This window comes from Bordetella sp. H567, assembly GCF_001704295.1.
Lineage (GTDB): Bacteria > Pseudomonadota > Gammaproteobacteria > Burkholderiales > Burkholderiaceae_B > Bordetella_C.
This window is the reverse complement of the sequence record NZ_CP012334.1, coordinates 4,318,736-4,343,576: the sequence shown is the minus strand read 5'-3', so window position 1 is coordinate 4,343,576 and position 24,841 is coordinate 4,318,736. Positions and strand designations below refer to the sequence as shown.

Here is a 24,841-nt window from a genome sequence, read left to right as displayed (position 1 = left end):
CCGCCGCGCACGCCGGCATCCGGGTCAGAAGGGTGAGCGGCCGCTTCGTCTCCACCCATTGACAGGCCAGGCTGTCAAGCCGCAGCGTAAGAAGTCGCAAATCTAATGCCGAGTTTATTTCAGGCGGCAAATCCGTCAAAATAGCGCCTTTTGGTGCTTTTTGGCTAAGCGGGGGATGCTCGGTGCCGCCCAACTTCGATTTTGCGCATACAAATCAACTCGAAAGCATCGAGTTGTTAACTGCCCGCCCTAGCCGAATCGATTTCGATACGGGCGACGGTTTGCGTCTGGTGGTCGAAGCCCACGCACCGGGTGTTTTCCGGCTCCGCTGTGGTCATCCCCATTTGCTGGGAGATGAAAAGCCCAGCACGCGTGAAAAGGCTGTGGCAGAGATGCTGCTGGCGCGCCAGGAAGCCGTCGGCGAAGCCTCCGTCGCGCCCCGTGATGGCGGCGGCTGGCGCATCGTCCAGGGTGAAACCGCGCTGGAAGTACTGACCGATCCCGTGCGCATCGCCCTGTTCAAGGGCGACAGCCAGGTCTTTATTTCGGACGACTCCGAGCACGCGCCCGGTTTTGGCCACAACGCACTGGACGAACCTGGTGAAGCCGTGTGGACGGTAGGCTTCGCCCTGGACGCGTCGGACCGCATCTATGGCCTGGGCGAAACCCCGGGCGACCTGAATCGCCGCGACGAAAACGTCGTTTCCGACGATCCCGAACACCGCGCGCTGCCGCTGGCGTGGAGCCCCACGGGCTGGGGCGTCTATGTCAATACCGTGCGTCGCGTGCAGCATGCGCTGGGCGCGGAGCCGGCCGATAGCGCCTACATCGTCACCGTGGATGACGCGGTGCTGGACTTGTTCCTGTTCGTCGGCGAACCGGCCGAAATCCTGAACCAATACACCGCGCTGACGGGCCGTGCCGGCCAGCCGGTGCTGTGGGCCATGGGCGTCTGGCTGCGCCAGGCGGAAGGCGAAATGGCCACGCAGACGACCGCGCTGGTCGAACGCCTGCGCGCGCAGGATCTGCCCTTGGATGCCGTACAGCTGGCGCCTCCGGCGGCCTGGGCTTTCCAGGCCGACAAGCCGCAGCTGGAGTGGGACGGCGCCCGCTTCCCGGACGCGCGTCAATTGTTTGCCCTGTTCCACAAGCATCACGTGCATGTCTGCGCGCCCGGCTTTCCCGGCATCCTGCGCAACACGCCCCTGTTCGAGGAACTGGAAGACCGTGGCTGGCTGCTCGCCCGCGACGACGGCAATGCGCAGGTCTTCGATGGCAACAGCGTATCGGGTGGGCAGCCCTTCGGCCTGCTCGATCTGACGAACCGCGACGTCTATGCGTTGTGGGCGGAACGCCAGCGCCAGTTGATCGAAGACGGGCTGGACGCGCCAGCCTGCGATATCCAGCTGGCCATTCCCGACGGCATTACCGCGCGGGGGGGCGAATCCGGTCCGGCGCTGCGCACCATCTATCCCTTGCTCGCGCGCCGTGCGCTGTTCGACGCCGTGGCTGGCCACAAGGTACCCCCGGAAGGGGTGGTGCCCAGTACCGATCTCTTTCCCGCCGCGCAGCGGTTGCCGTGGCAGAACGGCCCGCGCGTCAGCAACGATTGGCAGGGCTTGCAGCATACGCTGCGCACGGCCTTGTCCATCGGTGCCAGCGGGCTGCCCGTGCAGGTGCACGCCATTGGCAATGCCGCCGCGCCCACGGACGCGATGACGCCGGAGCTGTATCTGCGCTGGCTCACCTTCGGCGTGTTCTCGTCGAACCTCGTCTTCGAGGGCGTGGAAAAACTCCTGCCCTGGGCCTTTGGTGAAGACATCCTGGCCCATGCCCGGACCTGGCTGCAGTGGCGCTACCGCCTGATCCCCTACGTGCTGGGCGCGGTGGAGGATGCCGTGCGCACGGGCCTGCCGGTGCAGCGCTCGATGGCCATGGCCTTCCCGAGCGATCCCGACGCCCATGCGTGGGACGTGCAATACCTGCTGGGGCCAGCCCTGCTGGTCGCGCCCATCGTCGAGCCCGGCAATGAGGCTCGCGTTTACCTGCCCAAGGGCGAGGCCTGGTGGGATCTCAACACCGGCCATCGTTACGAAGGCGGTTCGGTCTGGACCGTCACCTGCGATCTGGGCCAGTACCCGGTCTTCGGGCGCGAAGGCCATATGCTTTGCCTGGGGCCGGCCGCGCATCACACCGGCGAATTCAATTCCGCCCGCATCCTGGATGAAGTCTGGATGTTCGGCATGCCGATGCACAATCCGGTCGTGATGCGCAACAAGATCCGCGTCATGCAGATGCAGGGATCCAGCTACATCAAGGGCCTGGAAGGCCTGCGCATCCTTCCGTCCGAAGGGCTGGAGGTCAAGCGTCGCGGGGCTGAAGTCCGTATTTCCCGGGCTCGTTGATCCCGCTCGCCGCTCGCGCCCTGCCTGGGCCGGCAGGGCGGCTTCGCGCGCGATTTATAATTAAAAGTTATAAAGCCGGCACGAAACAGTCGTTCTTCCAGCTATCGTGCTCGTTCACAATGTCGTCGCGCCATGATTCATATCAAGAACCTCCACAAGACCTATGCGACGCCGCATGGCCGATTCGAAGCCCTGCGCGGCATCACCCTGCACGTCGCGCAAGGTGAAGTCTTCGGCATCATCGGCCCCAGCGGGGCCGGCAAAAGCACGCTCGTCCAGTGCATCAACCTGCTGGAGCGGCCGGACCAGGGCACCATCGCCATCGGCGATCAATGCCTGACCGGCCTGCCCGAAGAACAGCTGCGGCAACAGCGGCGCCGCATCGGCATGGTGTTCCAGGGCTTCAATTTGCTCTCGCGCCGTACCGTGTACGGCAACGTGGCCCTGCCGCTGGAAATCGCCGGCGTGCCGCGCGACGAAATTCCGGCCCGCGTCGAGCGGCTGCTGAAGCTGGTCGGGCTGGAACACCTGCACAATCGCTATCCCGCCCAGATCAGCGGTGGCCAGAAGCAGCGCGTCGGCATCGCCCGCGCCCTGGCCAACGAACCCGACGTCCTCCTCAGCGACGAAGCCACTTCCGCGCTGGACCCGGAGACCACGCACACTATCCTGACGCTGCTGCGCGACATCAACCGCCAGACTGGCGTGACGGTGGTGATGATCACCCACCAGATGGAAGTGGTGCGTGAAGTCTGCGACCGCGTCGCCGTGCTGTCGGAAGGGCAAATCGTCGAAATGGGCAGTGCCGCCGAGATATTCGCCACGCCGCGCCATGAGGTCACCAAGTCCATGGTGTCGGCGGCGACCTCCAGCGACCTTACCGACGCCACGCTGCAAGCCTTGCAAGGACGCATGCGCGAGGCGGTCGAGGCGCGGCCCGATACGGCGGTCCGCCTGTTGCGCCTGTCCCTGGGCGGGAGCCAGGGCGCTGGCGAACTGATCTCCCATTTGTCCCGTCATTTTTCATTGGACGTCAGCCTGATCCAGGCGCGCATCGAGGACGTGCAGGGCATCGCCGTGGGTACGGCCTTCGTCCTTGTCCAAGGTGCGCCGCAATCGCTGGACCAGGCGTCGACCGACCTGGCGACGCGTGCCGTCGCCGTGCAAGAGCTAGCCCATGAACCCGCAACAACTGATCGACGCCCTCGCCACTTCGCTGCTTGAAACGTTATTGATGGTCGGGGTTTCCGGCTGCATCGCCGTGCTGGCGGGCATACCGATAGGCGTCGTGCTGGTCGTGACCGGCCGCGGCGCGATGCTGCCGCGCCTCGGCCTGAATCGCGTGCTGGCGGCCATCGTCAATGCCACGCGGTCGCTGCCCTTCATCATCCTGATGGTCTACATCATCCCGTTCACCCGCCTGGTTGCCCAGACCTCCATCGGCACGGCGGCAGCCATTGTGCCCTTGTCGGTCGCCGCCATTCCCTTCATGGCGCGCATCGCCGAAAACGCGCTGCGCGAGGTCGACCCTGGCTTGATCACGGCGGCGCGCGCGATGGGCGCATCTCCCGCGCAGATCATCGCCAAGGTGCTGCTGCCGGAGGCCCTGCCGGGCCTGGTCGCGGGCGTCATGGTCACCTTCGTCAGCCTCATCGGCTATTCCGCGATGGCCGGCGTCATCGGTGGCGGGGGGCTGGGAGATCTGGCCATCCGGTACGGATATCAACGCTTCCAGTCGGAAGTCATGACGGCGGTGGTCGTCGTGCTGATCGTGCTGGTGCAAGTCATGCAAAGCCTTGGCGACTGGGCCGTCCGGCGCATGTCGCATCGTTAAACCGCAGTCAAAGGACGCGCAATCATGAAGTTCAATGTCATCAAAGCATTTGCCGCGCTGGGCCTCGCAGCGGGCCTGGCGGCCACGTCCCTCGCGTTCGCGCAAGGCAAGCCGTTGAAGGTCGGCGTGACCGGTGGCCCGCATGCGGAAATCATGGAAGTCGTCAAAGCGGAAGCCGTCAAGCAGGGCCTGGCGATCCAAATCGTGGAGTTTGCCGACTACGTGCAGCCGAACGTGGCCCTTGCGGCGGGCGACCTCGACGCCAACAGCTACCAGCACCAGCCTTACCTGGACAATGCGAACGCGGACCGCGGCTACAAGCTGGTCAGCATCGCCAAGACGGTGATCTTCCCCATCGGCATCTACAGCAAGAAGGTGAAGAGCCTGGATGCCTTGAAGGAGGGCGCGCGCATCGGCATTCCCAACGACCCCACCAACGGCGGCCGCGCCTTGCTGCTGCTGCAAAGCCAGGGCCTGATCAAGCTGAAGGCGGGCGTGGGGCTGAAGGCCACGCCGCTGGACATCGCGGAAAATCCCCGCAAGCTGCGCTTCATCGAACTCGATGCGGCGCAGTTGCCGCGATCGCTGGACGACACCGATGCCTCGGCGATCAACACCAATTTCGCCATGCAGGCCGGCCTGGACCCCAAGCGCGATGCCATCGCCCAGGAGGCGCCCGATTCGCCCTATGCCAACGTGCTGGCCGTGCGTGAAAAGGACAAGGACCGTCCCGAATTCGCCAAGCTGGTTGCCGCGTATCATTCGCCGGCGGTCAAGGAGTTCATCCTGACGAAATACCACGGCGCCGTGATCGCAGCCTGGTGATCGCTGCCGCTTTGACAAGTGGTAGGTCATAGGCCATAATCGCGGGCTTCGGTTGGGTCGTTAGCTCAGTTGGTAGAGCAGCGGACTTTTAATCCGTTGGTCGCGCGTTCGAGTCGCGCACGACCCACCAATGAATACTGCAGTAGCAAATCAGCGCAGCCCTAGCCGGCTGCGTTTTTTTTGCGTCCCGTCCCCACTGCCTCGAAGACGTGCGCAGGGCGCCAGGGCCTCGTCAACACGACGGCCCTAAACCCCCTCTGTATCGTCCTGTCGGCAGGCGGCGTTACCGCTCCCTCACTACGCTTCAACGGGAACGATTTTCATCTGCACGATATTGCCCGCCGCCACACTCAGCGAGGTCGGCTCATACGGCTGTGTGGACGCACGACCGTCTTTTTCGACTTGATAGGTATATAAATAGAGTCCGGTACCGGCTGCATATATATGCGTGTCGTCGGGGGCCAATATTATGGTGCTCCACGCGCTGCCGTCGTTGCCGAGCGGGTCGGATTGTCCCAGATAGGTCGGTGCTCCGGTGGTGGGATCCAGGCTGAAACTTTGAATATGGATCACGGGCTCTCCGTCCGAGCCGTCGTCCGGAAAAACGTCGGAAACATACAGATATTTGCCACTGGAAGATATGGCCAAGCCGAGGGCCTGGTTGGTGACGGTGCTCGGCCAAAAATCCGTCGTTATGGTGTTGGGTGTAAATCCGCCATTCTTGAAGTCGGCCCAGCCTATGCCTTGGTATGCCGAGACGTACATCCTCGATCCGTCCGGGCTGAACGCGTAATCCGCTATCTGGGCGTTGCCCTGGGTAAAGCACTGGCCGAGGGGCTCGAGTTGGTCTCCATGCATGTGGCATGCGAGGATCGAATAGGGATCGCCGCACAGTTTTAGACACAGATACTGTCCGCTGGGGTCCAATTTCAACCCCCATATGCTGCTACTCGTGGATGCGAGCGAAAAAGTGCCTTTATAGGTCAGGCCATTTGTGCCGTACGCATAGATGTAAATGCAGAACATGTCCGCCACATAGACGTGGTCCGCGCTGCAGGCTATCCAGTTATCCACGGAGTGAGTGTCGCGGTAATGCGTCAGCAGCTGCGTCAGGTCTTCGCCGATCTGCGTCAGGGATCCTCCCACTTCTATGGCATATTGCTGCAAGACGAAGCTCACAGCCGTGTTTTTTTGGTCATAGATCATCGCCGCGGTGAGCAAAGTGCTCCCACGGATGTCCAGCGTGCGGTGATCTGGGTCCAGGGTTTCCTTGATGGCACCCGCGTAAGGGCCGGGCTGGTCGACCGGCGGTATCAATGGCATTTTCCCAAGATAGTAAGGATTGGAATTTGTCCCGTTATGGGCGCCGTACAGTAAGTTGACGCTTGCCATTCATGTTCTCCGGGTTCGTGCATGGGGCGGTGGCAGGACTGGCCTGGTATGGCCGGCAGCATGGGGATATTCACGCACCCCGATGGCGATAATCGAATAAATAGTCCGCATCAGCCTACCCCGCTCGCCATCGCGTGCGGCGTAATCTTCTGTGTCCCTTCGTGGTCCGTAAACAAGCGCCATCGCGGCCGGCGCCACGTCGGGCTATTTCTCTAGCGGCAGGCGGCAAACCGTGGCGATGGGGGAATCTTGTTCCCATGGGCGAATCGCCTGCCGTGCGCGGCAGGCACCGAAGCCGCCTGAGGCCTCGTGGAAGGGATGTCCCTAACCCTCCCGCAGGCCGGGACAAACGGTTGCCAACCGTTAAAATAGCCGCCAAATTTGTCCCGCCCCCCGTGCCGGACCGCTTGCTAACCAAGAAAAACCAGGAGCAGCAATGAAGATCAAGGATGTCGTCTACGCGGTCGGCCGATCCGGCTATTTCAACAAGGACCTGGCCGCGGTGAAGGCCGGCGCCAAGCCCAACGGGACCGTATACGACGGCAAGCCCATCACGCCGGGCTATACCGAGATCGTGCAGGCCGGCTACATCGTTTCGGTCATGCTGGTCCTGGAAGACGGGTCCGTGGCCACCGGGGAATGCGCGGATGTGATTTTCTCCGGGCTTGCAGGGCGCGATCCGCTGTTCGTGCCCGCCGAACATATGCCCCTGCTGGAGTCGCGCGTGCGCGATTGGCTGGTGGGCCGCGATATCGGCGCCTTCCGCGCCGCGGCGGAAGAAATCGACCGCATGCAGTTCGACGGCAAGCGCCTGCATACCGCCTTGCGCTATGGCATCACCCAGGCCTTGCTCGCGGCGGCGGCCGTGGCAGGGCGTTGCACCATCGCCGAAATGGTCAGCCGGGAATACGGTTCCACCATACGAACCGAACCCGTCGATATCCTGGCATCCTGCCATCGGGGGGACATGCTGCAGCTGGACCGCATGATCATCAAGAAGGTCGCGATGATGCCGCATGGTTCGTTCACCACCGCTCCGGATCTCGGGCCGGGCGGCAGCGTCATGCTGGCCTATGCCAAGGAAGTAGCGGATCGCATCAAGGCTATCGGCGCGCCCGGCTACAAGCCACGTATACACCTGGACGTGTACGGCACGCTCGGCGACCTGTTCGGCGACGACATGGACGCCCTGTGCGACTTCCTGGGCCGCGTGAAGGCGGCGGTCGAGCCCTTTGATTTCCTCATCGAGACGCCTGTCATTGCGGACAGCCAGCAAGGACAGATCGACCTGTTCGCGCGTCTGCGCGCGGGCCTGAAGGCGCGCGGCATCAAGATCGGCGTGATCGCCGACGAATGGTGCAATACCCTGGAGGACGTGCGCCTTTTCGTCGATACGCAGGCGGTCGACTACATCCAGATCAAGACACCCGACCTGGGTGGCATCAACAACAGCATCGAAGCGGTCTTGTACTGCAAGTCCCATGGCGTGGGCTGCTGCCTGGGCGGGACAGCGAACGAAACCGACCTTTCCGCGCGCATCTGCGCGCAGGTGGGCCTGGCCACCGGCCCGGACTTCATGCTATCGAAGCCTGGCATTGGCGCCGATGAAGGTGTCATGATTCTCACCAACGAAATGTTGCGCACGATCGCCTTGATCGGACGGACGGCGGGCTGAATCCCGTGGCCGGCCGCACAGGCCGGCACGTGGGCATAGACAACGACACAAGGGGAAACCGATGAGGTCCAAGGTATTGTCCAAGGCCGGCGTGAGCGTGTTCGCGCTTGCCTTCAGCGGGATGATGGCGGCCGCGCCCGCCCACGCCGCCGAAGAAAAACCCGTGCGCGGCGGCACGGCCATCATGGTGCTGGGCACCGATCCGCTCAGCTTGAGTCCGGACACCACCAGCTCCGTGCCGGACGTCGCCGTTGCCTGCCAGGTCTACGACGCACTGGTGCGTTTCAAGCAGGGCTTCGAGATCGTGCCCAGCCTGGCCAAGTCCTGGCAGGTGTCTCCGGATGGCCTGACCTACACGTTCCAGCTGGAAAACGCCAAGTGGCACGACGGCCAGGCGGTCACGTCCGACGACGTCAAATTCACGCTGCTGGAGATCAGCAGCAAGTACGGCCCCCGCTTTGAAGCCGCCGGGCGTTTCATCGACAGCATCGACACGCCGGCGCGGGACAGCGTGGTCATCCACCTGAAAAAGCCGTTCGGCCCCTTCCTGTTTTCGCTGGCCTGCGAGCAGAACGCCGCCATCATGCCGGCCCACCTGCTGCGCGGCACCGACATCCTGAAGAATCCCGCCGTGCTGACCAACCCGGTAGGCAATGGCCCCTTCAAGTTCAAGGAATGGGTGCGCGGCGATCACGTCGAACTCGTGCGCAATGACGACTACTGGCGCAAGGACAAGGGCGAGCCTTTCCTGGACCGGTTGATCGTCAAGACGATGCCCGACACATCGTCGCGCATCCTGGCGCTGCGTGCCGGCGAGGTCGATTACATCGTGCCGGACTATATGCCGCTCAGCTCGGTCCAGATGGTGCTGAGCCAGCCGAAGCAGTTCTCCGCGCAGGAGGTCAGCTACCCGGGCAGCGACATCGTCATCCTGAACACCACGCGCCCAGAGCTTGCCAAGCCGGAAGTACGCCAGGCGCTGTACGTGGCCATGGACCGCAAGTTCCTCCACGAGAAGGTATTCTTCGGCCTGGGTGGTATTCCCAAGAGCGCGTTCGACACGCGGTTGTGGGCCTACGATCCCGCCGTCGACTACGACAAGCTGTTTCCCTACGATCCCGCCCGGGCCGCGAAGATGCTGGATGATGCCGGCGCCAAGCCGGGACCCGACGGCAAGCGCTTCGTGATCCGTCTGCTGTTCGAAACCGGCAAGCCCGAATTCCAGCAGGCCGCCCAGGCGCTGCAGCGCTTCTGGGAAGCTGTCGGCGTAAAGGTCGAATTGCAAGGCGCGGAACGCCCGGTCATCCTGAAGCGCGTCTATTCCGACTACGATTTCGACGCGACCCTGCAGACCTACACGACGCTGGGCGACCCGGCGCTGGGCATCGCCCGCACCTATGTCAGCAGCGCCATCCACAAGGGCACCACCTTCAACAACGCGTCCCAATATTCCAACCCCGAGATCGACAAACTGTTCGACCAGGGCCGCGACGCGCATGATCAGGCCGAACGCAAGCGCATCTACGCCCAGATCCAGCAGATCCTGGCGCGCGATATGCCTGTATTGAATCTGCACCAACAGCCCCAGTACGCCGTCGCCAGCACGCGCCTGCATGGGCTGTGGCAGGCCGCCAACCAACAATGGTGGGGTAGCGTGTGGCTGAGCAACTAGGCGGTGCGGTAGCGACGCTCAGCGCGCGCCTGGCGGGATACTGGGCAGCGGCCACATACGAGGACCTGCCGCCGGACGTTGTTCGCGCAGCCAAATTCTTCTTCCTGGATACCGTAGCCGCCGGTGTCGCGGGCGGCCGCACGGAGGTCGTCGATGCCGTTGCGGCGGGGGCCGCGGCGGGCAGCGGCGCGGGGGACGTCGCCTTGTGGGGACGCACGGACAAGGCCGCGCCGGCGGCCGCCGCACTGGTGAACGGTACCGCGGCGCATGCCCTGGAGCTGGACGACTTCGGTGGTTGCGGCCATTCGGGTGCCGTCGTGGTGCCCGCGGTATGGGCGCTCGCGCAGGGGCGCCCGGTAAGCGGCCGCGACATCATCGTCGCGGTGGTGGCCGGATACGATCTGGCCTCGCGGCTGCTCGATGGCGCGGGCGGCTATCGCCCGCACAATGAGCGAGGCTGGCATTCCACGGGAACCTGCGGCAGCTTTGGCGCGGCCGCGGCCGCGGCTCGGTTGCTCAATCTGCCGACGGACCTGTACACCCATGCTCTGGGTATCGCGGGCACGTTCACCGGCGGAGTGTGGGCCTTCCTGGCCGACGGCGCCCTGGTCAAGCGTTTCCACCCTGGCAAGGCCGCTGAAACCGGCGTCAGCGCGGCCTTGCTGGCGCAGTCGGGCCTGACCGGCCCCGGCCAGATACTGGAAGCGCCATGGGGCGGCTTCTACCCGACCTACGCCGCCGGGCACGCCACGCCTGAGCGCGCCGTCGCGGAGCTGGGCCATGACTTTCACATCCTGCGTTCCGGGATCAAGCCACACGCCTGTTGCCGCACCCTCCATTCGGCGGTGGACGCCGCGCTGCGGATCATGCGCGAGCGCGGCGGCGACAGCACGGCCATCCGGTCCATGATCGTCCATGGCAATGCACAGACGCAGCGGCAATTCAGCCGCACGGATATCCGTAATCTGCTGGAAGCGCAGTTCAGCGCGCCGTACTGCCTGGCGGTGGCAGCGCAGAGCGGCCGCTGTACCTTGGACCAGTTCCAGCCGCTGCGCACGGACGACGCCGAAATCCGGCGCCTCATGGCCCTGACCGAGATCCACGCGGACCGCGTGCTGACCCCGGCGGATTATCCTTCGCTGGAAATCGTGTTCGCCGACGGCGAACGCCGCGTGCTCGATGTTCCGCACGCCAAGGGCGCGCCCGAGAATCCATTGACCGCACAGGAAACCGTCGCCAAGGCGCGGCTGTTGCTGGAGCCCGTGCTGGGCGTGTCGCCGGCCGATGCCTTCATCGACGCGGTGCTCGCCCTGGAAACCGCCGCTGATTTCGCGGCCGTGGCGGGCCTGCTCGCGCCGGGCGGGGAGCAGGCCTGATGCGTGGCTATGTCCTTTCCCGGCTGGGCTGGGGGATCGCCATCGTTCTGTGCATCCTGATCCTGAATTTCCTGATCGTGCACATGGTGCCGGGCGATCCCTTGCACGCGCTGCTGGGCGACTTCCCGGTTCCAGCGGGCTACGCCGAAAAAATGCGGGCCGATTTCGGCCTGGACCAGCCGCTGCTCACCCAGCTGGGGCTGTACCTGCAGCATCTGGCGCGCGGCGATCTGGGATTTTCCTTCGCCAATCGCATGCCGGTGCTCGACCTGATCATCGCGCGACTCGGGCCCACGCTGTTGTTGATGCTGCCCGCGCTGTTCATGGCGGCGGTGCTGGGCGTCATGCTGGGCGTCGCCGCCGCTCCGCGCGCCGGCAGCGTGCAGGACGGCGCGCTGACCGCGATCAGCCTGTTCGGCTATTCGGTACCGATTTTCTGGCTGGGACAGATGCTGGTCATCGTGTTCGCCATCCAGCTTGGCTGGCTGCCGGTCAGCGGAATGCGCAACATGCGCGCCAGCGCGCAGGGCTTCGGCGCGTGGCTGGATGTCGCGTGGCATCTGGTGCTGCCCGCGCTCAGCGTGACCATCTATTACCTCGCCGTGGTGGCCCGCGTGGCGCGCGCCAGCGTGATCGAGGCGCTGCATCACGATTACGTCCTGACCGCCAAGGCCAAGGGCCTGTCCAAGCGCTACATCCTGTGGCATCACGTATTGCCCAATGCGATGATCCCGGTGGTGACCGTCATCGGCTACAACTTCGGCCAGTCGCTCACCGGCGCTATCCTGGTCGAAACGGTATTCGCCTGGCCTGGCATGGGCAACCTGTTCATTACATCGATCGCCAATCGCGATTATCCCGTGCTCCAGGGCATCTTCCTGGTCACGGCGGTATCCGTGGTCCTCGTCAATCTCCTGACGGACCTGTTGTATGCCTTTCTCGATCCGCGCGTGCGGACGCATCGCTGATCATGCGCAAATTCCTCTCCGATATCGCGTCCCAGCGCAGCGGTCTGATCGCCTTCGCGTTCATCGCGGCGCTGGCCATGGCGGGCGTTCTGGTCGGCCTGGTGCCTGGACTGGACCCCCATACCCTCAGCAACGACGCGCTGCTGCCGCCCTCGGCGCGATACCTCATGGGCACGGACGATCTCGGGCGTAGCGTGCTGGCCGGCGTGCTCTACGGCATCCGTATTTCGCTGACCGTGGGCTTTTTTGCCGCCCTGGTCGCTACCGTGCTGGGCGTGCTGATCGGCGCGGTGTCGGGTTTCTACGGCGGCTGGCTCGATACCTTCATCATGCGCGTGGCCGAGTTCTTTCAGGTGGTGCCCAGCTTCATCCTGGCCGCGGTCATCGTCGCCATGTCGGGGCCTGGCCTGCCGCAAATCGTCGCCATCGTCGGCCTGTTGTCCTGGCCCCAGGTGGCGCGCGTGATGCGCGGCGAAGTCATGCGCGTCAAGCAGCTCGAGTTCGTCGATGCGGTCCGCTGCATGGGCATTCCCGAACACAAGGTGCTGTTCGGCGAAGTCATACCGAACGCCGTGGCGCCTGTGCTGGCGGTCGGCACGTTGATTGTCGGACAGGCCATCCTGCTGGAGGCCGCGCTCAGCTTCCTGGGGCTGACCAGCGCGGAACTGGTCAGCTGGGGCCGCATGCTCAATAGCGGCCAACGCATGCTGTTCAACGCCTGGTGGCTGTCGTTTTTTCCCGGCATCGCGATTTTCCTGACCGTGCTGGCCTTCAATGTATTCGGTGATGCGGTAGGGGCGGTCTTCAACCCGCGCAACAGGAGATGAACCGATGAACCCCCACGCCGCCGACAGGGCCGTCTCGCTGCTGCAAACCGATGCCTTGTGCATCGAGTACCGTACGCGCGATGCAACCACGCTGGCCGTGCAGGATGCCAGTATCGTGGTCGGGCCGGGCGAGTCGGTCGCGCTGGTGGGCGAATCCGGTTCGGGCAAGTCCACCTTCGCCCGCGCAATGCTGGGCCTGCTGCCCGAGAATATCGGCCGTATCAAGGGGGGCCGTATCCTGATCGAAGGACAGGACGTAACGCGGCTCACGCCGCGGCAGTGGGAGCGCCTGCGCGGCCACCCGATCGCCATGGTGTTCCAGGATCCCCTCAGTTTCCTGAACCCTGTACGCCGTGTCGGCATGCAGATCGCGGAAAGCGTGCGGCGTCACGATCCCGCGGCGCGCGACGTCACCGCGCGCGTCGAGGAACTGCTGGCCCTGGTGCGCCTGCCGGCATCCGTTCGCAAGTCCTATCCGCACGAGCTGTCGGGCGGCATGCGGCAGCGCGTCCTGCTGGCCATCGCGCTAGGCTGCCGGCCCAAGCTGCTGATCGCCGACGAACCGACCACCGCGCTGGACGTGACCACGCAGGCCGAGATCCTGGCCCTGCTGCGCGATCTGCGGCGCGAACTGAACATGGCCATCCTGTTCATCAGCCACGACCTGGGCGTCGTGTGGGAGGAATGCGAGCGGGTCTATGTCATGTTCCGCAGCCGTATCGTCGAGTCCGGCGAAACACGTTCGGTGTTCGCGCTGCCTTCGCATCCCTACACGGCCGGTCTGATCAAGGCGGCCAAGGCGGCGCGCAACAGCGAAGGCCGCTTCGAGACCATCGAAGGCGAATATTCGACTTCCACGTACTGAGGCCTCATTCACCATGCCCGACCATTCCGCGCATACCGGCGCCGATTCCGCCGCGCTCCTGGTGCTGGACGGCGTCAGCAAGACCTTCCACACCGGCGGACGCTCGCAGCAGGCCGTCAAATCGCTGAGCCTGACCGTGGGCGCCGGGGAAATCGTGGCCCTGGTGGGCGAAAGCGGTTCCGGCAAATCCACGCTGGGCCGCATGGCCCTGGGCCTGCTGGCCCCGGACAGCGGCCGCATCATCTTCGATGGACGCGACCTGACCACCCTGGCGCCGCGGGAGTTCCGCGCGTTGCGTACCGGCATGCAGCCCATATTCCAGGATCCCACCGCGTCGCTCAATCCGCGCCGGCCGGTGCGCGAACTGCTGGCACAGGCCTTGTGGAAATACCGGGGCGACAAGCAGGCGCGTTGCATCGAGCTCCTGCAAGGCGTCGGCCTGCAGCCCGCGGCATCGTTTATGGACCGCTATTCCCACGAGCTCAGCGGCGGCCAGCGCCAGCGCGTCTCGATTGCACGATCGCTGGCGCTGGACCCCAAGCTGATCATCGCCGACGAGCCGCTGTCGGGCGCCGACGTCTCCATCCGCGGCCAGGTGCTGAACCTGATGCTGGACATCCAGCGCGACCATGGCGTCGCGTATCTGATGATCACGCACGACATTTCCATCGCGCGGGCGTTCGCGGACCGCGTTGCGGTCATGTGCCAGGGTGCGTTGGTGGAAAGCGGCCCCGCGGACGAGGTACTGACGCGGCCGCGCCATCCCTATACGCAGCGGCTGGTCGCCGCGGTGCCGGAACTGGCCTGAGCGGCTCCCCGCGGGCGTCGCCTACAGGCCGAACACCTTCAGCGCATTGCCGCCGCGCACCGCATCGCACTGTGCCGCCGGCAGGGCGGCCGTGTTGGCGAATGCTCCCTTGGTGTCGTGCACCTGGTGCGGCCAATCGGTGCCGAACATCACACGATCCGCGCCCACGACCGACACCAGGAATTCCAGCGTCTTGGGGCTGTAGCAGATGCAGTCGTAATAGATATGGCGCAGGTAGTCGATGGGCTTGCGCTGCATCTTGCGCCGCTGCGGGATTTCCACTTCGTCGCCTTTCTCGAAGCGCCCCGCCAGGTAGGGCAGCGTGCCGCCGGCATGCGATGCGATGATTTTCAGATTCGGGTACAGGTCGAAGAACCCGTTGAAGATCATCCGCGTGATGGCCAGCGTCGTATCGAACATGAAGCCCACGGACCAGCTCAAGTCGAACTGGGTCATGTCCATCAGTTCCGCGCTGGGGGGATCGGTCGGGTGCACCAGCACGGGCAGGGCGCGCCGGTCGATCTCCGCCCAGATGGGAGCGAACATGGGGTCGGTCAGGCTGCGGCCGTCGATATTGGCCAGGACCATGACACCGACGGCGCCGTTGTCGCAACTGCGCTTCAGTTCTTCGACCGCCGCCCGCGGGTACTGCCAGGGCAGGGAAGCAAACCAGCGGATGCGGCCGGGATAGTCCGCCTGCGCCCGTGCCATCGTATCGTTGGACTCGCGCGCGGCCTGCAGGCTGATGGCTTCATCGCCCCAATACACATTGGGGCAGGTCAGCGAGACCACCGAGATATCGATGCCCGTTTCATCCATGTGCTTGATGCGCAGCTCATAGTCGAAATGGCCTTTCTGCGGAATCACGACCGGCGTATTGCCACGGAAGATCTCCTGCTGCCCGTCCGGGCGGGTCTGGATGTTGTAGACACCCCCTTTCTGCTTGATCAGTTCCAGCCACTTGTGGGTAAAGGCATGGGTGTGTACATCAATGACCGGCATGTGTTGCCTCCTGGTAAGAGATTCCGCGCGCATCCTTTTCGCGGATGATGATGGCGCCCCACAAGCCCAAGGCGAAGAAGATCGCGCAATAGTGGGCGGGCATCAGGGAATCTCCCGTTGTGTGCAGCAGCCACGTCAGCACGAAGGGAGAAAATCCGCCGAAGACGGACGCCGCGATGTTGTAGGAAATCGCCAGTCCCGTGGAGCGTACCTCTGTCGGAAACAGGGTGGCGCTCACGGTCGGTATCGGGCTGGTCGACGCGCCGATCAACAGGGCGAAAACCAGTTCTACCGTCATGATGGACAGCATGGACGGGGCCTGGATGATCCAGTAGTACGCCGGATACAGCACGATCAGGAACAGCACCAGTGTGGCGACGATCATCCGGCGTCCGCCGATACGGTCGGCGAGCAGGCCGAATAGCGGAATCGTCAGCACGCGCAGCAGGATGCTGGCAAGCAGCACGTTGAACGGCAGCGTCACGGGCATATGCAGGTTCTGCACCGCGTAGATCGGCAAGTAAATGATGAGCACATAGCCCATCACATTAAGCGCCGCCCCCAGTCCCGTTGCGATGAACAAGGCGCGGGGATACTGCGAGAACACGTCCCGCACAGGTACCTTGATCCGCTTGTCCAGCTTCTGGAACGCCTCGGTCTCCGGCAGGTTGCGCCGGATGTAGAACCCCACCGGCCCGATCAGCAGGCCGAACAGGAAGGGGATCCGCCAGGCCCAGTCGTTCAGCGCCTCGGGGGTGAAGACATGCGTGAGGGCGCTGCCCATGGCCACCGCGAGCAAGGCACCGAGCGCCTGTGCGAACATCTGCCAGCTGCCGTAGAAGTTGCTCCGGCCGCGGGGCGCGTATTCGATCAGCATTGCCGTGGCGGTGCTGAATTCGCCGCCCGCGGATATGCCTTGCAGCAGCCGCGCGCACAGGACGATGGCCGGTGCCAGCAAGCCTATCTGCTGAAAACTGGGCGTGAAGGCGATCATCGCCGCAGCCACGGTCATCATCGCGATGACCAGGGTAAGCCCCGCCTTGCGGCCTTTCCGGTCGGCATACCAGCCCAGCACGATACCGCCCAGGGGCCGCACGATAAACCCCGCGCCGAAGGTCGCGGTGGTCAGCATCAAGGCGGCATATTCGCTGTCGCTCGGGAAAAACTGCTTCGCGATGATGATCGACAAAAAGCCGAATACCACGAAGTCATACCATTCCAACACATTGCCCAGCGTGGACGCCACCGCGCCCCGCCAGTTGCCGCCTGGATCGCCTGTCTGCATGGATGTCCCCTTGTTCCACGGCCCCGGCGGCATCGCGCCGCGGGCCGCCACGTCCTGCCGCGGCGCCGGCAAACTGCACGCCGGCGTCTGCCGCGCCTGGGCCTGATGTCTTTGTTGAGTCTTTATTGACGACGAAATGTAGAGCGCTATAGTCATGAAAACAACCGAATAAAATCAATGACTCCATAAAGTCACTTTATGAATCCCACCCTCAAGCAACTGCATGCGTTTACCCTGGCATGCCGGTACGGCGTACTGACACGCGCGGCCGAGGAAATGTTCGTGACCCAGCCCGCCGTCAGCGTCTTGATCCGCCAGCTCGAGGAAGCCTTGGGCATGCGTTTGTTCGATCGGACATCGCGATCGCTGCGGCCGACCGTGGCGGCGCAGGAAATCCTGCCGACGGTAGAGCGCATGCTGCGCGACCTGGATACGTTGAAGTCCAGCGTCAAGGAGCTCACGGGCCGGCAGCGTGGCCATCTGCGCTTCGCGGCCACACCGTCGATCGCCAGCAGCTTTGTGCCCGCACTTTTGGCCGAATACCGTTTGCTCTATCCGAACATCGAGATATCGGTCGATGACGCCGCGCCTGACCGGTTGACCGCGCCCACCTTGGCGGGCGATGTCGAGTTCAGCATCGGGACCGTCAGTGAAAGTGCGGAAGGACTGACGTCCCAGTGCCTGGTCCGGGATGCTCTGTGCGCGATCTGCCGCAAAGATTCCCGGCTCGCGCGCAAGCGAAGGGTCACCTGGGAAGATGCCTTGTCGTATCCGTGGATTGCCGTCAAGGCCAACAGCGGCATCCGCGGATTGATCGACGAGGCCCTATTCACACTGGGCGCGCGAAAATCGGTGCAGTACGAGGTTTCGTACATGACGACAGGGCTGTCGATGGCACAGGCAGGCTTGGGAGTGGCGATATTTCCGGGAATTCTGTTAGGATCTTTTCCGCATCCCGATCTGGTGGCGCGCAGGCTGGAATCGCCGATCGTCACGCGCGATGTCAGCCTGATCCGGCGCGCCGAGCATTCGCTGTCCCCCGCCGCGGAGTCCTTCATCGAACTCTGGCACAAGCGTTACGGCACACCCTGACGCACGCAGGCCCTGGCCGGCGCCGCGGCCCCGCATATGCCGCCATCGTGCGCGGTGTACCTGTAGAACGGTAACTTTCCCTAAATGCGGGGCTCAGAAATTTCCTATTTTTCCCGCGTGGCATGTTGCCTAGACTTCGACACATTAAGGTGTCGGGGCGACTGACCGGCAATCCACGCTGATTCCATGCGTGGGGCGCCACGATCCAGGTCTCCGCAAGGCGACCGCCCGTTACCTCGGTGACCACGTTGGCCCGTTTGTCGCACGCCAACAATCACGATTCCGCGCGTCCGCACGCCCGGACGTCGCCGTGGGTATCACCCTGACCCCTCTGCCCTCGGTGCCCGGATGGCGCCGCCAACCTTACGCGTATGGTCGATCGACGCATTCGGCCGACCTGGACTCCTATGTCTCAAATTCTGAATCGGCCCGTTCGAATCTGCCTGCTCGGTGAATTCCAGCTGATCGTCGACGGCGTGGATAAAACGCCACTGATCGCTTATGGCAAACCCAAACTGCTGCTCGCAATGCTGGCGCTGTCCTTGGACAAGAAGCAATCGCGGGCGGCTTTGGCGGAGCTCCTGTGGCCGAACTGCGCGTCCGGCGCCCGGGCGAATCTTCGCCATGCTCTGTGCGTGCTGCGGCATGTGCTCGGCCCCATGGAAAAAGCGATCATCTCCACATCGAGCATGCTGTCACTGGACCAGGACCTGGTGACCGTGGACGTGCTGGCCTTGTGCGGGATCGGTCCCTACGCGCGACTGTCCCTGGAAGAGCGCCTTGCCCATGACCGGGGCGACCTGCTCGAACACATGGTCACGCCGGTCAACGCGGCGCTGTCCGCATGGCGCATGAGCTGGCAGTCGCGGCTGTCGCAAGAAGTCTCTCAATGCCGGCAGGCTTACATCGCCCAGTTGTGCGCGGCAGAAAAAATCCAGGAGGCCCTCGCCAGCGCACGGCAGTGGGTGCAGGTCCATCCCGGCGACGAACACGCGCATCGCGACCTGATCCGGATGCTGCGCGATACGGGCCGCCGCGAATCGGCGATGAAGGCCTACGAGCATTGCGTCGCCGTCATGGGCGAATACTATGGCACGACGCCGTCGCTGGAAACGCGGTCGCTATTGGATGTCTCCACGTCGAACGACCGTGCCGTACAGGCGGCGTCGTCCGCCAACGATGACGCGCGTCCCCTGGCCGTGCTGGCCGTGGCGATCGGACACGACGGCGACGGCATGCCCGGAGAGGAAACCATCGATCGTGTCCAGGCCGCACGGCAACGCCTGGTGCGTCTGGCGCAGGCGGCCGGGCGCCGCGTCTGCCTGGGGGCGGATGGCAATCTCGCGATTCTGTTCGGATATCCCACGTTGAACGAGCGCCCGACGGAATCGGCCGCGCGGCTGGCATGCTATATCCGGCGTTGCGGAATCTCCCCTCATGTGTCGCTGGGCATGGGCATACACGCGGAACTGGCCCGGGTTCCCGCGGACAACGGGACGCTGCCCATGATGCTGGTGGGGCAAAGGGCATTGCGCCTGGCTTATCTGGCCGAGTCGGGTGAAACCTTGCTGACCGATTCCGCCCAGGCGCGCTTGAGCGATCGTTTCATGGTGCGATCCGACGAACGCTACGGCTTGCACGTCGGCGTGCTGGAAGGGCAGTCGCAGGCCATTACCGTACACCGGATGTTTGGCAGGACCACGGAGTTCGATATCCTTGTCCGCCGTTGGAACAGTCTGCGCAAGAACGAACGGCCGCATTTGATGTATCTGCGTGGCGAACAGGGGATAGGGAAGTCCCTGTTGGCCCAGGTATTCGCGGAATACGTGCGGCGCGGTGGGGGAGCCGTGACGTTCCTGCGATGCGACCAGGAAAACCGGCAAATCGCGCTGCACCCTTTCCACGAATATTTTCTCTCTCGCCTGGCGGTACAGGATGGCGTGGGCACGCGCGGCACGGACGATGCGGAACTCGGCTATGCCCGTGCCATCGAATCCATGGGCTATCGGATCGGCCTGGACAAGGCGACCAGCGCGATGCTGGTGGATTACTTCGTCGGCCCGCGCGGCGCCGCCAGCGCCACCGCGGCCGCTGAACCCGATGTGAATGCACTTATCGCGCCCCTTTCGAATCTGCTGCTCGACGGTGACGCGCCCGGCCAGCCTTTGCTTGTCCTGGTCGACGACACGCAGTGGGCGGACGCCGCGACCCGTAGCTTGCTCAGCGCAATGCTTCAGCATCGCCGGCGGGATTCGGTCATGATCCTGCTCTGTGGACGCGGCATGAATCTCAGCGTTCCCATCGATGAAACCATCACCATGCCCCCGCTGCGCCGTGATGCCATGGTTCAATTGGTCAGCTTCCGCGGCAAGGACAAGCGCCTGTCCAGCAAAGTGCGCCGGCGTATCGTCGAAAAGGCGCGCGGCGTTCCGCTCTACGCCGAGCAGATGGTCCGTCAATGCCCTGACGATATCGAAGAAGAGCCGCCCCTGCTGATTCGGGATCTGCTGGCGGCACGCGCGGTGTGCGAGAGGGAAGATACGCCGGACATCACACTGCCGCGGCTCGCGAGCGAGTATACGGTGCCCTTTCTCGAAACGGACTGAGCGTCCGCTGGGCATCCCGGAACCATACCCCGAGCATTGTCACTGACCGGTCCCATGATATGCCGAGGTTTTTCATGAATATGGTATCGCCCGACGGAGACTCACATGGACGCGCATAAGCTGATCGCGCTGTTCGGAGAGGAAAGCGGCGTCCCGCTCACCTTGGGTGAATCCGGAACCATCGATTTGATATTCGATAAGGACGTCACCGTCACACTAGAGCATGACGATCCGCAGGATATGCTGCATGCCTATACCGTCCTGGGGCAGGAGCCCGTCGAAACGGAGCAGCAGCTCACGCTGTACCGCGACATGCTGGTTGCCAACGCCTTCGGCCACGAAACGGAAGGCGCCGCCTTGTCGCTGGATGACCGCAATGGCGAAATCCTTCTAACGCGTCGCCTGGAACTCGCGGATGCCACGGTGAGCCAATTGCGCCGCGCGGTGGAAAGCATGGTGGATGTGTCCTTGACGTGGCGGGAGAAACTCGCCACGGTAGGACACGCAGTACCCCCGCCCAGCAGCGTGAGTGCCAAGGCAACGCCGCCCGGAAGCGGCTTGCGCGCCTAAGCGCAGGGGCTATACCAGCCCCATGTCCCGCGCATGGGCATACAGTTCAGCGTCATTGCGCGCGGCAAGTTTGCGCATGGCGTCCATCTTTTGCCGGCTGGTCGTCTTTGCGCTTACGCCCAGGATCTCCGCGATCTGGTTATTGCTATGCCCGTGCGCGAACAGCCGGACAACTTCCATCTCCCGGGGGGACAATTGCGCCGGTTCGGCCACCTGCGTCCGGGGCACACCCAGCGCGGCGAATTCACGTTGCACGTTCTCCGTGACGTAGGTGCGTCGGCTCGCCGCGCGCTGCACCGCTGTCGCGATTTCCCGGACGGCGGCGCTCTTCTCCACCAAGGCCAGCGCGCCGGCCTGCAGGATAGGCGACATCAACGCGGGAGACGCCATCTTCGTAAGGACGACGATACGCACATCGGGAAACTTGACCTTCAACTGGAGCAGCATGGCCAGCCCGTCCGGCTGCTGAGATCCCGGCATGGAGAAGTCCGTCACCAGCACATCGCAGGGATTTTTGGACAGGCAGGAAAACAGGCTGTCCGGAGAATCCGCCATGGCGACAACGCGTATGTCTGCGGATGCTTCCAGGGCATTCTTCATGCCGAGAAGTACTACGGGGTGGTCGTCGGCAAGTATGACTCGAATCATTTACGGTAAGCGCTTTCGTAAAGCGCGGCCCCTGTCGGTGCGACACGGAACAGCAGAAGAGGGACACACCTTTGCGGCGCGCGCGTTCGGATACGGGTAGCGGGTAGCGTCCGTACGGTATCCATAAGTTTCGCTCCTGACCGGTGGAAGCTTCGTTAAAACAATGGGTGCTTTACGCGGTCAAAAAAAGAAGCGGCGCGCCCGGGATAATGCAAGGCTATGCTGGGTCGGCTTGCCTTCCCCGTCCCGGCGGACTGGATTAATGGTCCCTCGATCCGCCCTGAGCGGTGGCGTCTTCGTCTGCGACGTTCGTCAGATCATCGCCCGCCGTCATGTCTTGCCCTCGCGTCGCACGCGCCTGGCGGCGATATCCTGAAGGCGTAATCCCCTGATCCCGGTGAAACGCGACGGAGAAATTGCATACGCTGCGAAATCCCACATGATTGGCGACTTCGCGAACAGGCATTCCGGTTTGCGCAAGCAGGCGACGCGCCGTTTCCATCTTCTGAGTGAAGATCACCTTGTGTGCCGACTTTCCCATCCTGGACTTGAATAGCGCGGACAGTTTGCGTTCGTTCGTGCCGATCTGGCGGGCCAGCTGGCGTACGGTATGGATGCTTCCCACATCCGTGGCAATCGCGTTGAGCGCATTGCGCAGCAGCAGTTCTTCCGCCGCCGGTGTGCGGGACCGCTGGGTCCCATCTTGATCGCGGGTAGGCATCCTGCGCAGATGTACCGATATGCGGGCCAGGAGTTCTTCAGGGTAAACCGGCTTGGTAATGCAATCGATCGCGCCCAGCGAGAATGCTTCACGGCTTGTAGCCTGGCTTCCGGGGTCAAGCAGGAAAATAAGCGGTATGCCTTGCGTATCCGGAGTCTGCATCATCAAGCGACCCATCATGAACGGGTCCATGTCGTGCATCGCACCGTCCAAAAGGATAATGTCGGGACGCCAAGCCTGCGCGTGATAATAGCCCTGCCATCCAGACGAAAGCGTGACGCGAAAGAGCTGGTTGCGCAGGAAGTCGGTGGTGGCCCGCAGCTGGGATGCATCGTCGGAGACGATCAATACATGAGACGGCCGGCGGTAGGTGGTGGGCAGAACGCCGGTCTGCATTGTGCCCGCGGATCCGGGTTGGGAAGCGGCATCCAGACTCGGGGCAATGCGGGGTTCAGATATGGTGGGATAACTCACGTCCTCTCCTTATGTATGGATACGGCTTTACACGTTTTTCGAGCCGCCAGCGGCCGCGGCAGGAAGCGTCGTATCCATCCTAGGTAAAGCTTGATAGACGTGCCTTTAAAATCGCGCTCATACTTTTTGAAAAACACCGCTCGTCGGCTTTGGCATTTCATTGGCGCGTTCGATCAGAGAGACGGGCTCGCCCAAGTGTCGGCGAAACGCAACGGGGCTGCAGCCTAGCTGCCGGCGAAACGCCGACGCAAAATTGGCGGGGCTGGAAAAGCCTAGTTGATCCGCGATTTCGGCGACGGTCAGCGAACAATCCTGCAGCAGCGTCCTGGCTTTCTCCATACGCTGGTCGCGCAGATAGTCGTGGATCGTCTTGCCTAGCAGGGAGCGGAATGCATTCGTCAACCGCTTCTCGTTCACGCCGATCAGTCGTGCCAGTCGTTTCTGCGACGGCGCATCGGAGAGATGATCCGCCAGGTATTGCCTGGTGGTGTTGACGATGGCTTGCTCGTTCGATATTGAGGGGAAGCGCAACGCCTGGTCGACGCTCGCGCCTGGGGTGTTGGCGGGCGGGTGGTGATGCTTGGTTTCGGGAGCCGTGCAAGGCACGGTGGCACGCTGCGCTTTCTGCAGCTGTACGCGCACCCGCGCCAAAACCTCTTCCGGATTGTATGGCTTGGGCACGTAGTCCGCCGCGCCGGCATCAAAACCCTTGAGTCTTTCGTCCAGGCTGGCCGAGGCCGTGATGAAGATGACGGGGATGTGCGCTGTGCGCGGATTGCCCTTCAACAGACGGCACGTGGCATAGCCATCCACACGTGGCATCGACACATCCATCAGGATCACATCGGGAGCCGGCTGAGCAGTGGCGCGTTCATATGCCTGCTTTCCATCCAGCGCCACCATAAGCTTGAAGTTTTCGTGGTTCAGAAGCTGTACCAAGAGCCTGAGGTCCGCGGGGCTATCGTCCACGAGAAGTAGACGACCGCCTTGCTTCATTGCATGAGAGCTGGTCATGAAACGCTTCCTCCATACGCTCGCAGGAACGTCCGACGCGTTGCAGCGGCGGCCTGCGTGGTATAGCAATTATTAACATACGGGAACGATCATTTCCACCTTTTGTTGCAAGGCGTCTCATGCTTTGGAACGATATGCGCAATGTCTGTGTTGTGATGCGCAGTTTGTACTTTGGTCGATGCAAACTCAGCCGCACTTGTGGCCTTCCGCGAGCGTTATTCGGGCCGGTAAATCAGGTTCCAACGATGCGCACGATGTCTTTGCAGCAACTGACGGTAAGCTTGAGCATCCCCGCGACGCACGCGGCTTTGTAGCTGACGTTGCTGCTAAGCATGGCGAATTGCTGCGCCATGGCGATGTCTACCGCAGGTGAATTCATGTTGTCCTGGAACGAGGCGTCAAGATTGCTCGTCTCTCGATCCATTGAATTGACGCTGGTGGCGGGAGTGTTATTGGCGATCATTGGGTTTTCTCCATGGGGAAGGGGGTTCAATGGTTTGGGCCGATGCCGCCCGGCTGCGGTCGTGTTATCGATCCGCGTGCAGGCACGCCAGTATGGTTTGCGCGGCCTTGGAGGCTTCCGCCAGCGCCGCGACCTCGGAGAACTCCTGGCGACGCAGCCGCGTGCGCATCAGGCGCCGCGCGGCCTCTTCGATGTCGCGCATTTCTTGCAGCATGGAACGGGTGGCATCTTGATCCGGCGAATGGCCGAAGAGTTCAAGGACCTCGTCGATGTCGGACTGATTCGGTGATGGAGCCATGGTTTGTCGATGCCGGGAAAG

General features: G+C 63.3%; 22 protein-coding genes and 1 tRNA gene. 15 read left to right on the top strand and 8 right to left on the bottom strand.

Going from position 1 to position 24,841, the window contains the following annotated elements:
• Nucleotides 1-182 precede the first annotated feature (182 nt).
• The 5 genes from AKI39_RS19535 (at nt 183) to AKI39_RS19515 (ending at nt 5,194) form a co-directional block, all read left to right on the top strand.
• Nucleotides 183-2,405, top strand: a complete 2,223-nt coding sequence (locus AKI39_RS19535) for a glycoside hydrolase family 31 protein (RefSeq protein WP_066639839.1) — start codon at nt 183-185, stop codon at nt 2,403-2,405.
• Nucleotides 2,406-2,537: 132 nt separating this feature from the next.
• Nucleotides 2,538-3,629 carry a methionine ABC transporter ATP-binding protein gene (locus AKI39_RS19530; protein ID WP_066639836.1) on the top strand — a complete coding sequence of 364 codons (1,092 nt, stop codon included), beginning with the start codon at nt 2,538-2,540 and terminating at the stop codon, nt 3,627-3,629.
• Nucleotides 3,583-4,239, top strand: coding sequence for a methionine ABC transporter permease (locus AKI39_RS19525; RefSeq protein WP_066639833.1), 657 nt, complete (start codon nt 3,583-3,585; stop codon nt 4,237-4,239). Before AKI39_RS19530 ends, AKI39_RS19525 begins: the two co-directional genes overlap by 47 nt.
• 24 nt (nt 4,240-4,263) lie before the next feature.
• Nucleotides 4,264-5,064, top strand: coding sequence for a MetQ/NlpA family ABC transporter substrate-binding protein (locus AKI39_RS19520; RefSeq protein ID WP_066639831.1), 801 nt, complete (start codon nt 4,264-4,266; stop codon nt 5,062-5,064).
• Between the two features lie 54 nt (nt 5,065-5,118).
• Nucleotides 5,119-5,194, top strand: a tRNA-Lys gene (locus tag AKI39_RS19515).
• A 167-nt stretch (nt 5,195-5,361) separates the two neighbouring features.
• Here the strand turns inward: AKI39_RS19515 and AKI39_RS19510 are convergent.
• Nucleotides 5,362-6,456, bottom strand: coding sequence for a hypothetical protein (locus AKI39_RS19510; RefSeq protein WP_066639829.1), 1,095 nt, complete (start codon nt 6,454-6,456; stop codon nt 5,362-5,364).
• A 436-nt stretch (nt 6,457-6,892) separates the two neighbouring features.
• Between AKI39_RS19510 and AKI39_RS19505 the strand changes: the two genes are divergently transcribed.
• The 7 genes from AKI39_RS19505 to AKI39_RS19475 all read left to right on the top strand — a co-directional run bounded on the left by AKI39_RS19505 (nt 6,893) and on the right by AKI39_RS19475 (nt 14,647).
• The gene (locus AKI39_RS19505; RefSeq protein WP_066639827.1) at nt 6,893-8,131 is read left to right on the top strand and encodes a methylaspartate ammonia-lyase; all 1,239 of its coding nucleotides are present in this window, start codon (nt 6,893-6,895) and stop codon (nt 8,129-8,131) included.
• Between the two features lie 61 nt (nt 8,132-8,192).
• Entirely contained in the window at nt 8,193-9,803 is a 1,611-nt protein-coding gene (locus AKI39_RS19500; RefSeq protein ID WP_066639825.1) for an ABC transporter substrate-binding protein, read from the top strand.
• Nucleotides 9,788-11,179, top strand: a complete 1,392-nt coding sequence (locus tag AKI39_RS19495; protein WP_066639822.1) for an MmgE/PrpD family protein — start codon at nt 9,788-9,790, stop codon at nt 11,177-11,179. Before AKI39_RS19500 ends, AKI39_RS19495 begins: the two co-directional genes overlap by 16 nt.
• Nucleotides 11,179-12,147: an ABC transporter permease gene (locus AKI39_RS19490; protein ID WP_066639819.1), complete on the top strand. Its 969-nt coding sequence runs from the start codon at nt 11,179-11,181 to the stop codon at nt 12,145-12,147. The genes AKI39_RS19495 and AKI39_RS19490 overlap by 1 nt, the downstream gene beginning before the upstream one ends.
• A gap of 2 nt (nt 12,148-12,149) precedes the next feature.
• Nucleotides 12,150-12,974 (top strand): ABC transporter permease, encoded by an 825-nt coding sequence (locus AKI39_RS19485; RefSeq protein WP_066639816.1) that lies wholly within the window; start codon nt 12,150-12,152, stop codon nt 12,972-12,974.
• A gap of 4 nt (nt 12,975-12,978) precedes the next feature.
• Nucleotides 12,979-13,839: an ABC transporter ATP-binding protein gene (locus AKI39_RS19480; protein WP_066639813.1), complete on the top strand. Its 861-nt coding sequence runs from the start codon at nt 12,979-12,981 to the stop codon at nt 13,837-13,839.
• 13 nt (nt 13,840-13,852) lie between these two features.
• Nucleotides 13,853-14,647, top strand: a complete 795-nt coding sequence (locus tag AKI39_RS19475; protein WP_066639811.1) for an ABC transporter ATP-binding protein — start codon at nt 13,853-13,855, stop codon at nt 14,645-14,647.
• A gap of 21 nt (nt 14,648-14,668) precedes the next feature.
• On the opposite strand, the gene AKI39_RS19470 is transcribed toward AKI39_RS19475, so the two are convergent.
• Both AKI39_RS19470 and AKI39_RS19465 read right to left on the bottom strand, forming a co-directional pair.
• Nucleotides 14,669-15,649 carry an amidohydrolase family protein gene (locus AKI39_RS19470; protein ID WP_066639809.1) on the bottom strand — a complete coding sequence of 327 codons (981 nt, stop codon included), beginning with the start codon at nt 15,647-15,649 and terminating at the stop codon, nt 14,669-14,671.
• Nucleotides 15,636-16,934 carry an MFS transporter gene (locus AKI39_RS19465; protein ID WP_066639807.1) on the bottom strand — a complete coding sequence of 433 codons (1,299 nt, stop codon included), beginning with the start codon at nt 16,932-16,934 and terminating at the stop codon, nt 15,636-15,638. The genes AKI39_RS19470 and AKI39_RS19465 overlap by 14 nt, the downstream gene beginning before the upstream one ends.
• Nucleotides 16,935-17,132: 198 nt before the next feature.
• Between AKI39_RS19465 and AKI39_RS19460 the strand changes: the two genes are divergently transcribed.
• The 3 genes from AKI39_RS19460 to AKI39_RS19450 all read left to right on the top strand — a co-directional run bounded on the left by AKI39_RS19460 (nt 17,133) and on the right by AKI39_RS19450 (nt 21,202).
• Nucleotides 17,133-18,026, top strand: a complete 894-nt coding sequence (locus AKI39_RS19460; protein ID WP_066639798.1) for a LysR family transcriptional regulator — start codon at nt 17,133-17,135, stop codon at nt 18,024-18,026.
• A gap of 407 nt (nt 18,027-18,433) precedes the next feature.
• Nucleotides 18,434-20,632, top strand: coding sequence for an AAA family ATPase (locus AKI39_RS19455; protein WP_066639796.1), 2,199 nt, complete (start codon nt 18,434-18,436; stop codon nt 20,630-20,632).
• Between the two features lie 105 nt (nt 20,633-20,737).
• Nucleotides 20,738-21,202 carry a type III secretion system chaperone gene (locus AKI39_RS19450; protein WP_066639793.1) on the top strand — a complete coding sequence of 155 codons (465 nt, stop codon included), beginning with the start codon at nt 20,738-20,740 and terminating at the stop codon, nt 21,200-21,202.
• 9 nt (nt 21,203-21,211) lie between these two features.
• Here the strand turns inward: AKI39_RS19450 and AKI39_RS19445 are convergent, their stop codons facing one another.
• From AKI39_RS19445 to AKI39_RS19425, 5 genes are all read right to left on the bottom strand, one after another.
• Nucleotides 21,212-21,802 (bottom strand): LuxR C-terminal-related transcriptional regulator, encoded by a 591-nt coding sequence (locus AKI39_RS19445; protein WP_158515191.1) that lies wholly within the window; start codon nt 21,800-21,802, stop codon nt 21,212-21,214.
• Nucleotides 21,803-22,109: 307 nt separating this feature from the next.
• Nucleotides 22,110-23,045, bottom strand: a complete 936-nt coding sequence (locus tag AKI39_RS19440; RefSeq protein WP_145925327.1) for a response regulator transcription factor — start codon at nt 23,043-23,045, stop codon at nt 22,110-22,112.
• A gap of 117 nt (nt 23,046-23,162) precedes the next feature.
• Complete coding sequence (locus AKI39_RS19435; RefSeq protein WP_083228937.1) at nt 23,163-24,059, bottom strand: response regulator transcription factor; 897 nt, start codon at nt 24,057-24,059, stop codon at nt 23,163-23,165.
• Between the two features lie 232 nt (nt 24,060-24,291).
• Nucleotides 24,292-24,522: a hypothetical protein gene (locus tag AKI39_RS19430; protein WP_066639779.1), complete on the bottom strand. Its 231-nt coding sequence runs from the start codon at nt 24,520-24,522 to the stop codon at nt 24,292-24,294.
• A 64-nt stretch (nt 24,523-24,586) separates the two neighbouring features.
• Nucleotides 24,587-24,820, bottom strand: a complete 234-nt coding sequence (locus AKI39_RS19425) for a hypothetical protein (protein WP_066639775.1) — start codon at nt 24,818-24,820, stop codon at nt 24,587-24,589.
• Nucleotides 24,821-24,841 lie beyond the last annotated feature (21 nt).

Coding starts and splice junctions, on each gene's coding strand:
- AKI39_RS19530 (WP_066639836.1), top strand. CDS start 2,538: ATGATTCATATCAAGAACCTCCACAAGACCTATGCGACGCCGCATGGC.
- AKI39_RS19525 (WP_066639833.1), top strand. CDS start 3,583: ATGAACCCGCAACAACTGATCGACGCCCTCGCCACTTCGCTGCTTGAA.
- AKI39_RS19520 (WP_066639831.1), top strand. CDS start 4,264: ATGAAGTTCAATGTCATCAAAGCATTTGCCGCGCTGGGCCTCGCAGCG.
- AKI39_RS19510 (WP_066639829.1), bottom strand. CDS start 6,456: ATGGCAAGCGTCAACTTACTGTACGGCGCCCATAACGGGACAAATTCC.
- AKI39_RS19505 (WP_066639827.1), top strand. CDS start 6,893: ATGAAGATCAAGGATGTCGTCTACGCGGTCGGCCGATCCGGCTATTTC.
- AKI39_RS19500 (WP_066639825.1), top strand. CDS start 8,193: ATGAGGTCCAAGGTATTGTCCAAGGCCGGCGTGAGCGTGTTCGCGCTT.
- AKI39_RS19490 (WP_066639819.1), top strand. CDS start 11,179: ATGCGTGGCTATGTCCTTTCCCGGCTGGGCTGGGGGATCGCCATCGTT.
- AKI39_RS19485 (WP_066639816.1), top strand. CDS start 12,150: ATGCGCAAATTCCTCTCCGATATCGCGTCCCAGCGCAGCGGTCTGATC.
- AKI39_RS19480 (WP_066639813.1), top strand. CDS start 12,979: ATGAACCCCCACGCCGCCGACAGGGCCGTCTCGCTGCTGCAAACCGAT.
- AKI39_RS19475 (WP_066639811.1), top strand. CDS start 13,853: ATGCCCGACCATTCCGCGCATACCGGCGCCGATTCCGCCGCGCTCCTG.
- AKI39_RS19470 (WP_066639809.1), bottom strand. CDS start 15,649: ATGCCGGTCATTGATGTACACACCCATGCCTTTACCCACAAGTGGCTG.
- AKI39_RS19465 (WP_066639807.1), bottom strand. CDS start 16,934: ATGCAGACAGGCGATCCAGGCGGCAACTGGCGGGGCGCGGTGGCGTCC.
- AKI39_RS19460 (WP_066639798.1), top strand. CDS start 17,133: ATGAATCCCACCCTCAAGCAACTGCATGCGTTTACCCTGGCATGCCGG.
- AKI39_RS19455 (WP_066639796.1), top strand. CDS start 18,434: ATGTCTCAAATTCTGAATCGGCCCGTTCGAATCTGCCTGCTCGGTGAA.
- AKI39_RS19450 (WP_066639793.1), top strand. CDS start 20,738: ATGGACGCGCATAAGCTGATCGCGCTGTTCGGAGAGGAAAGCGGCGTC.
- AKI39_RS19445 (WP_158515191.1), bottom strand. CDS start 21,802: ATGAAGAATGCCCTGGAAGCATCCGCAGACATACGCGTTGTCGCCATG.
- AKI39_RS19435 (WP_083228937.1), bottom strand. CDS start 24,059: ATGACCAGCTCTCATGCAATGAAGCAAGGCGGTCGTCTACTTCTCGTG.
- AKI39_RS19430 (WP_066639779.1), bottom strand. CDS start 24,522: ATGATCGCCAATAACACTCCCGCCACCAGCGTCAATTCAATGGATCGA.
- AKI39_RS19425 (WP_066639775.1), bottom strand. CDS start 24,820: ATGGCTCCATCACCGAATCAGTCCGACATCGACGAGGTCCTTGAACTC.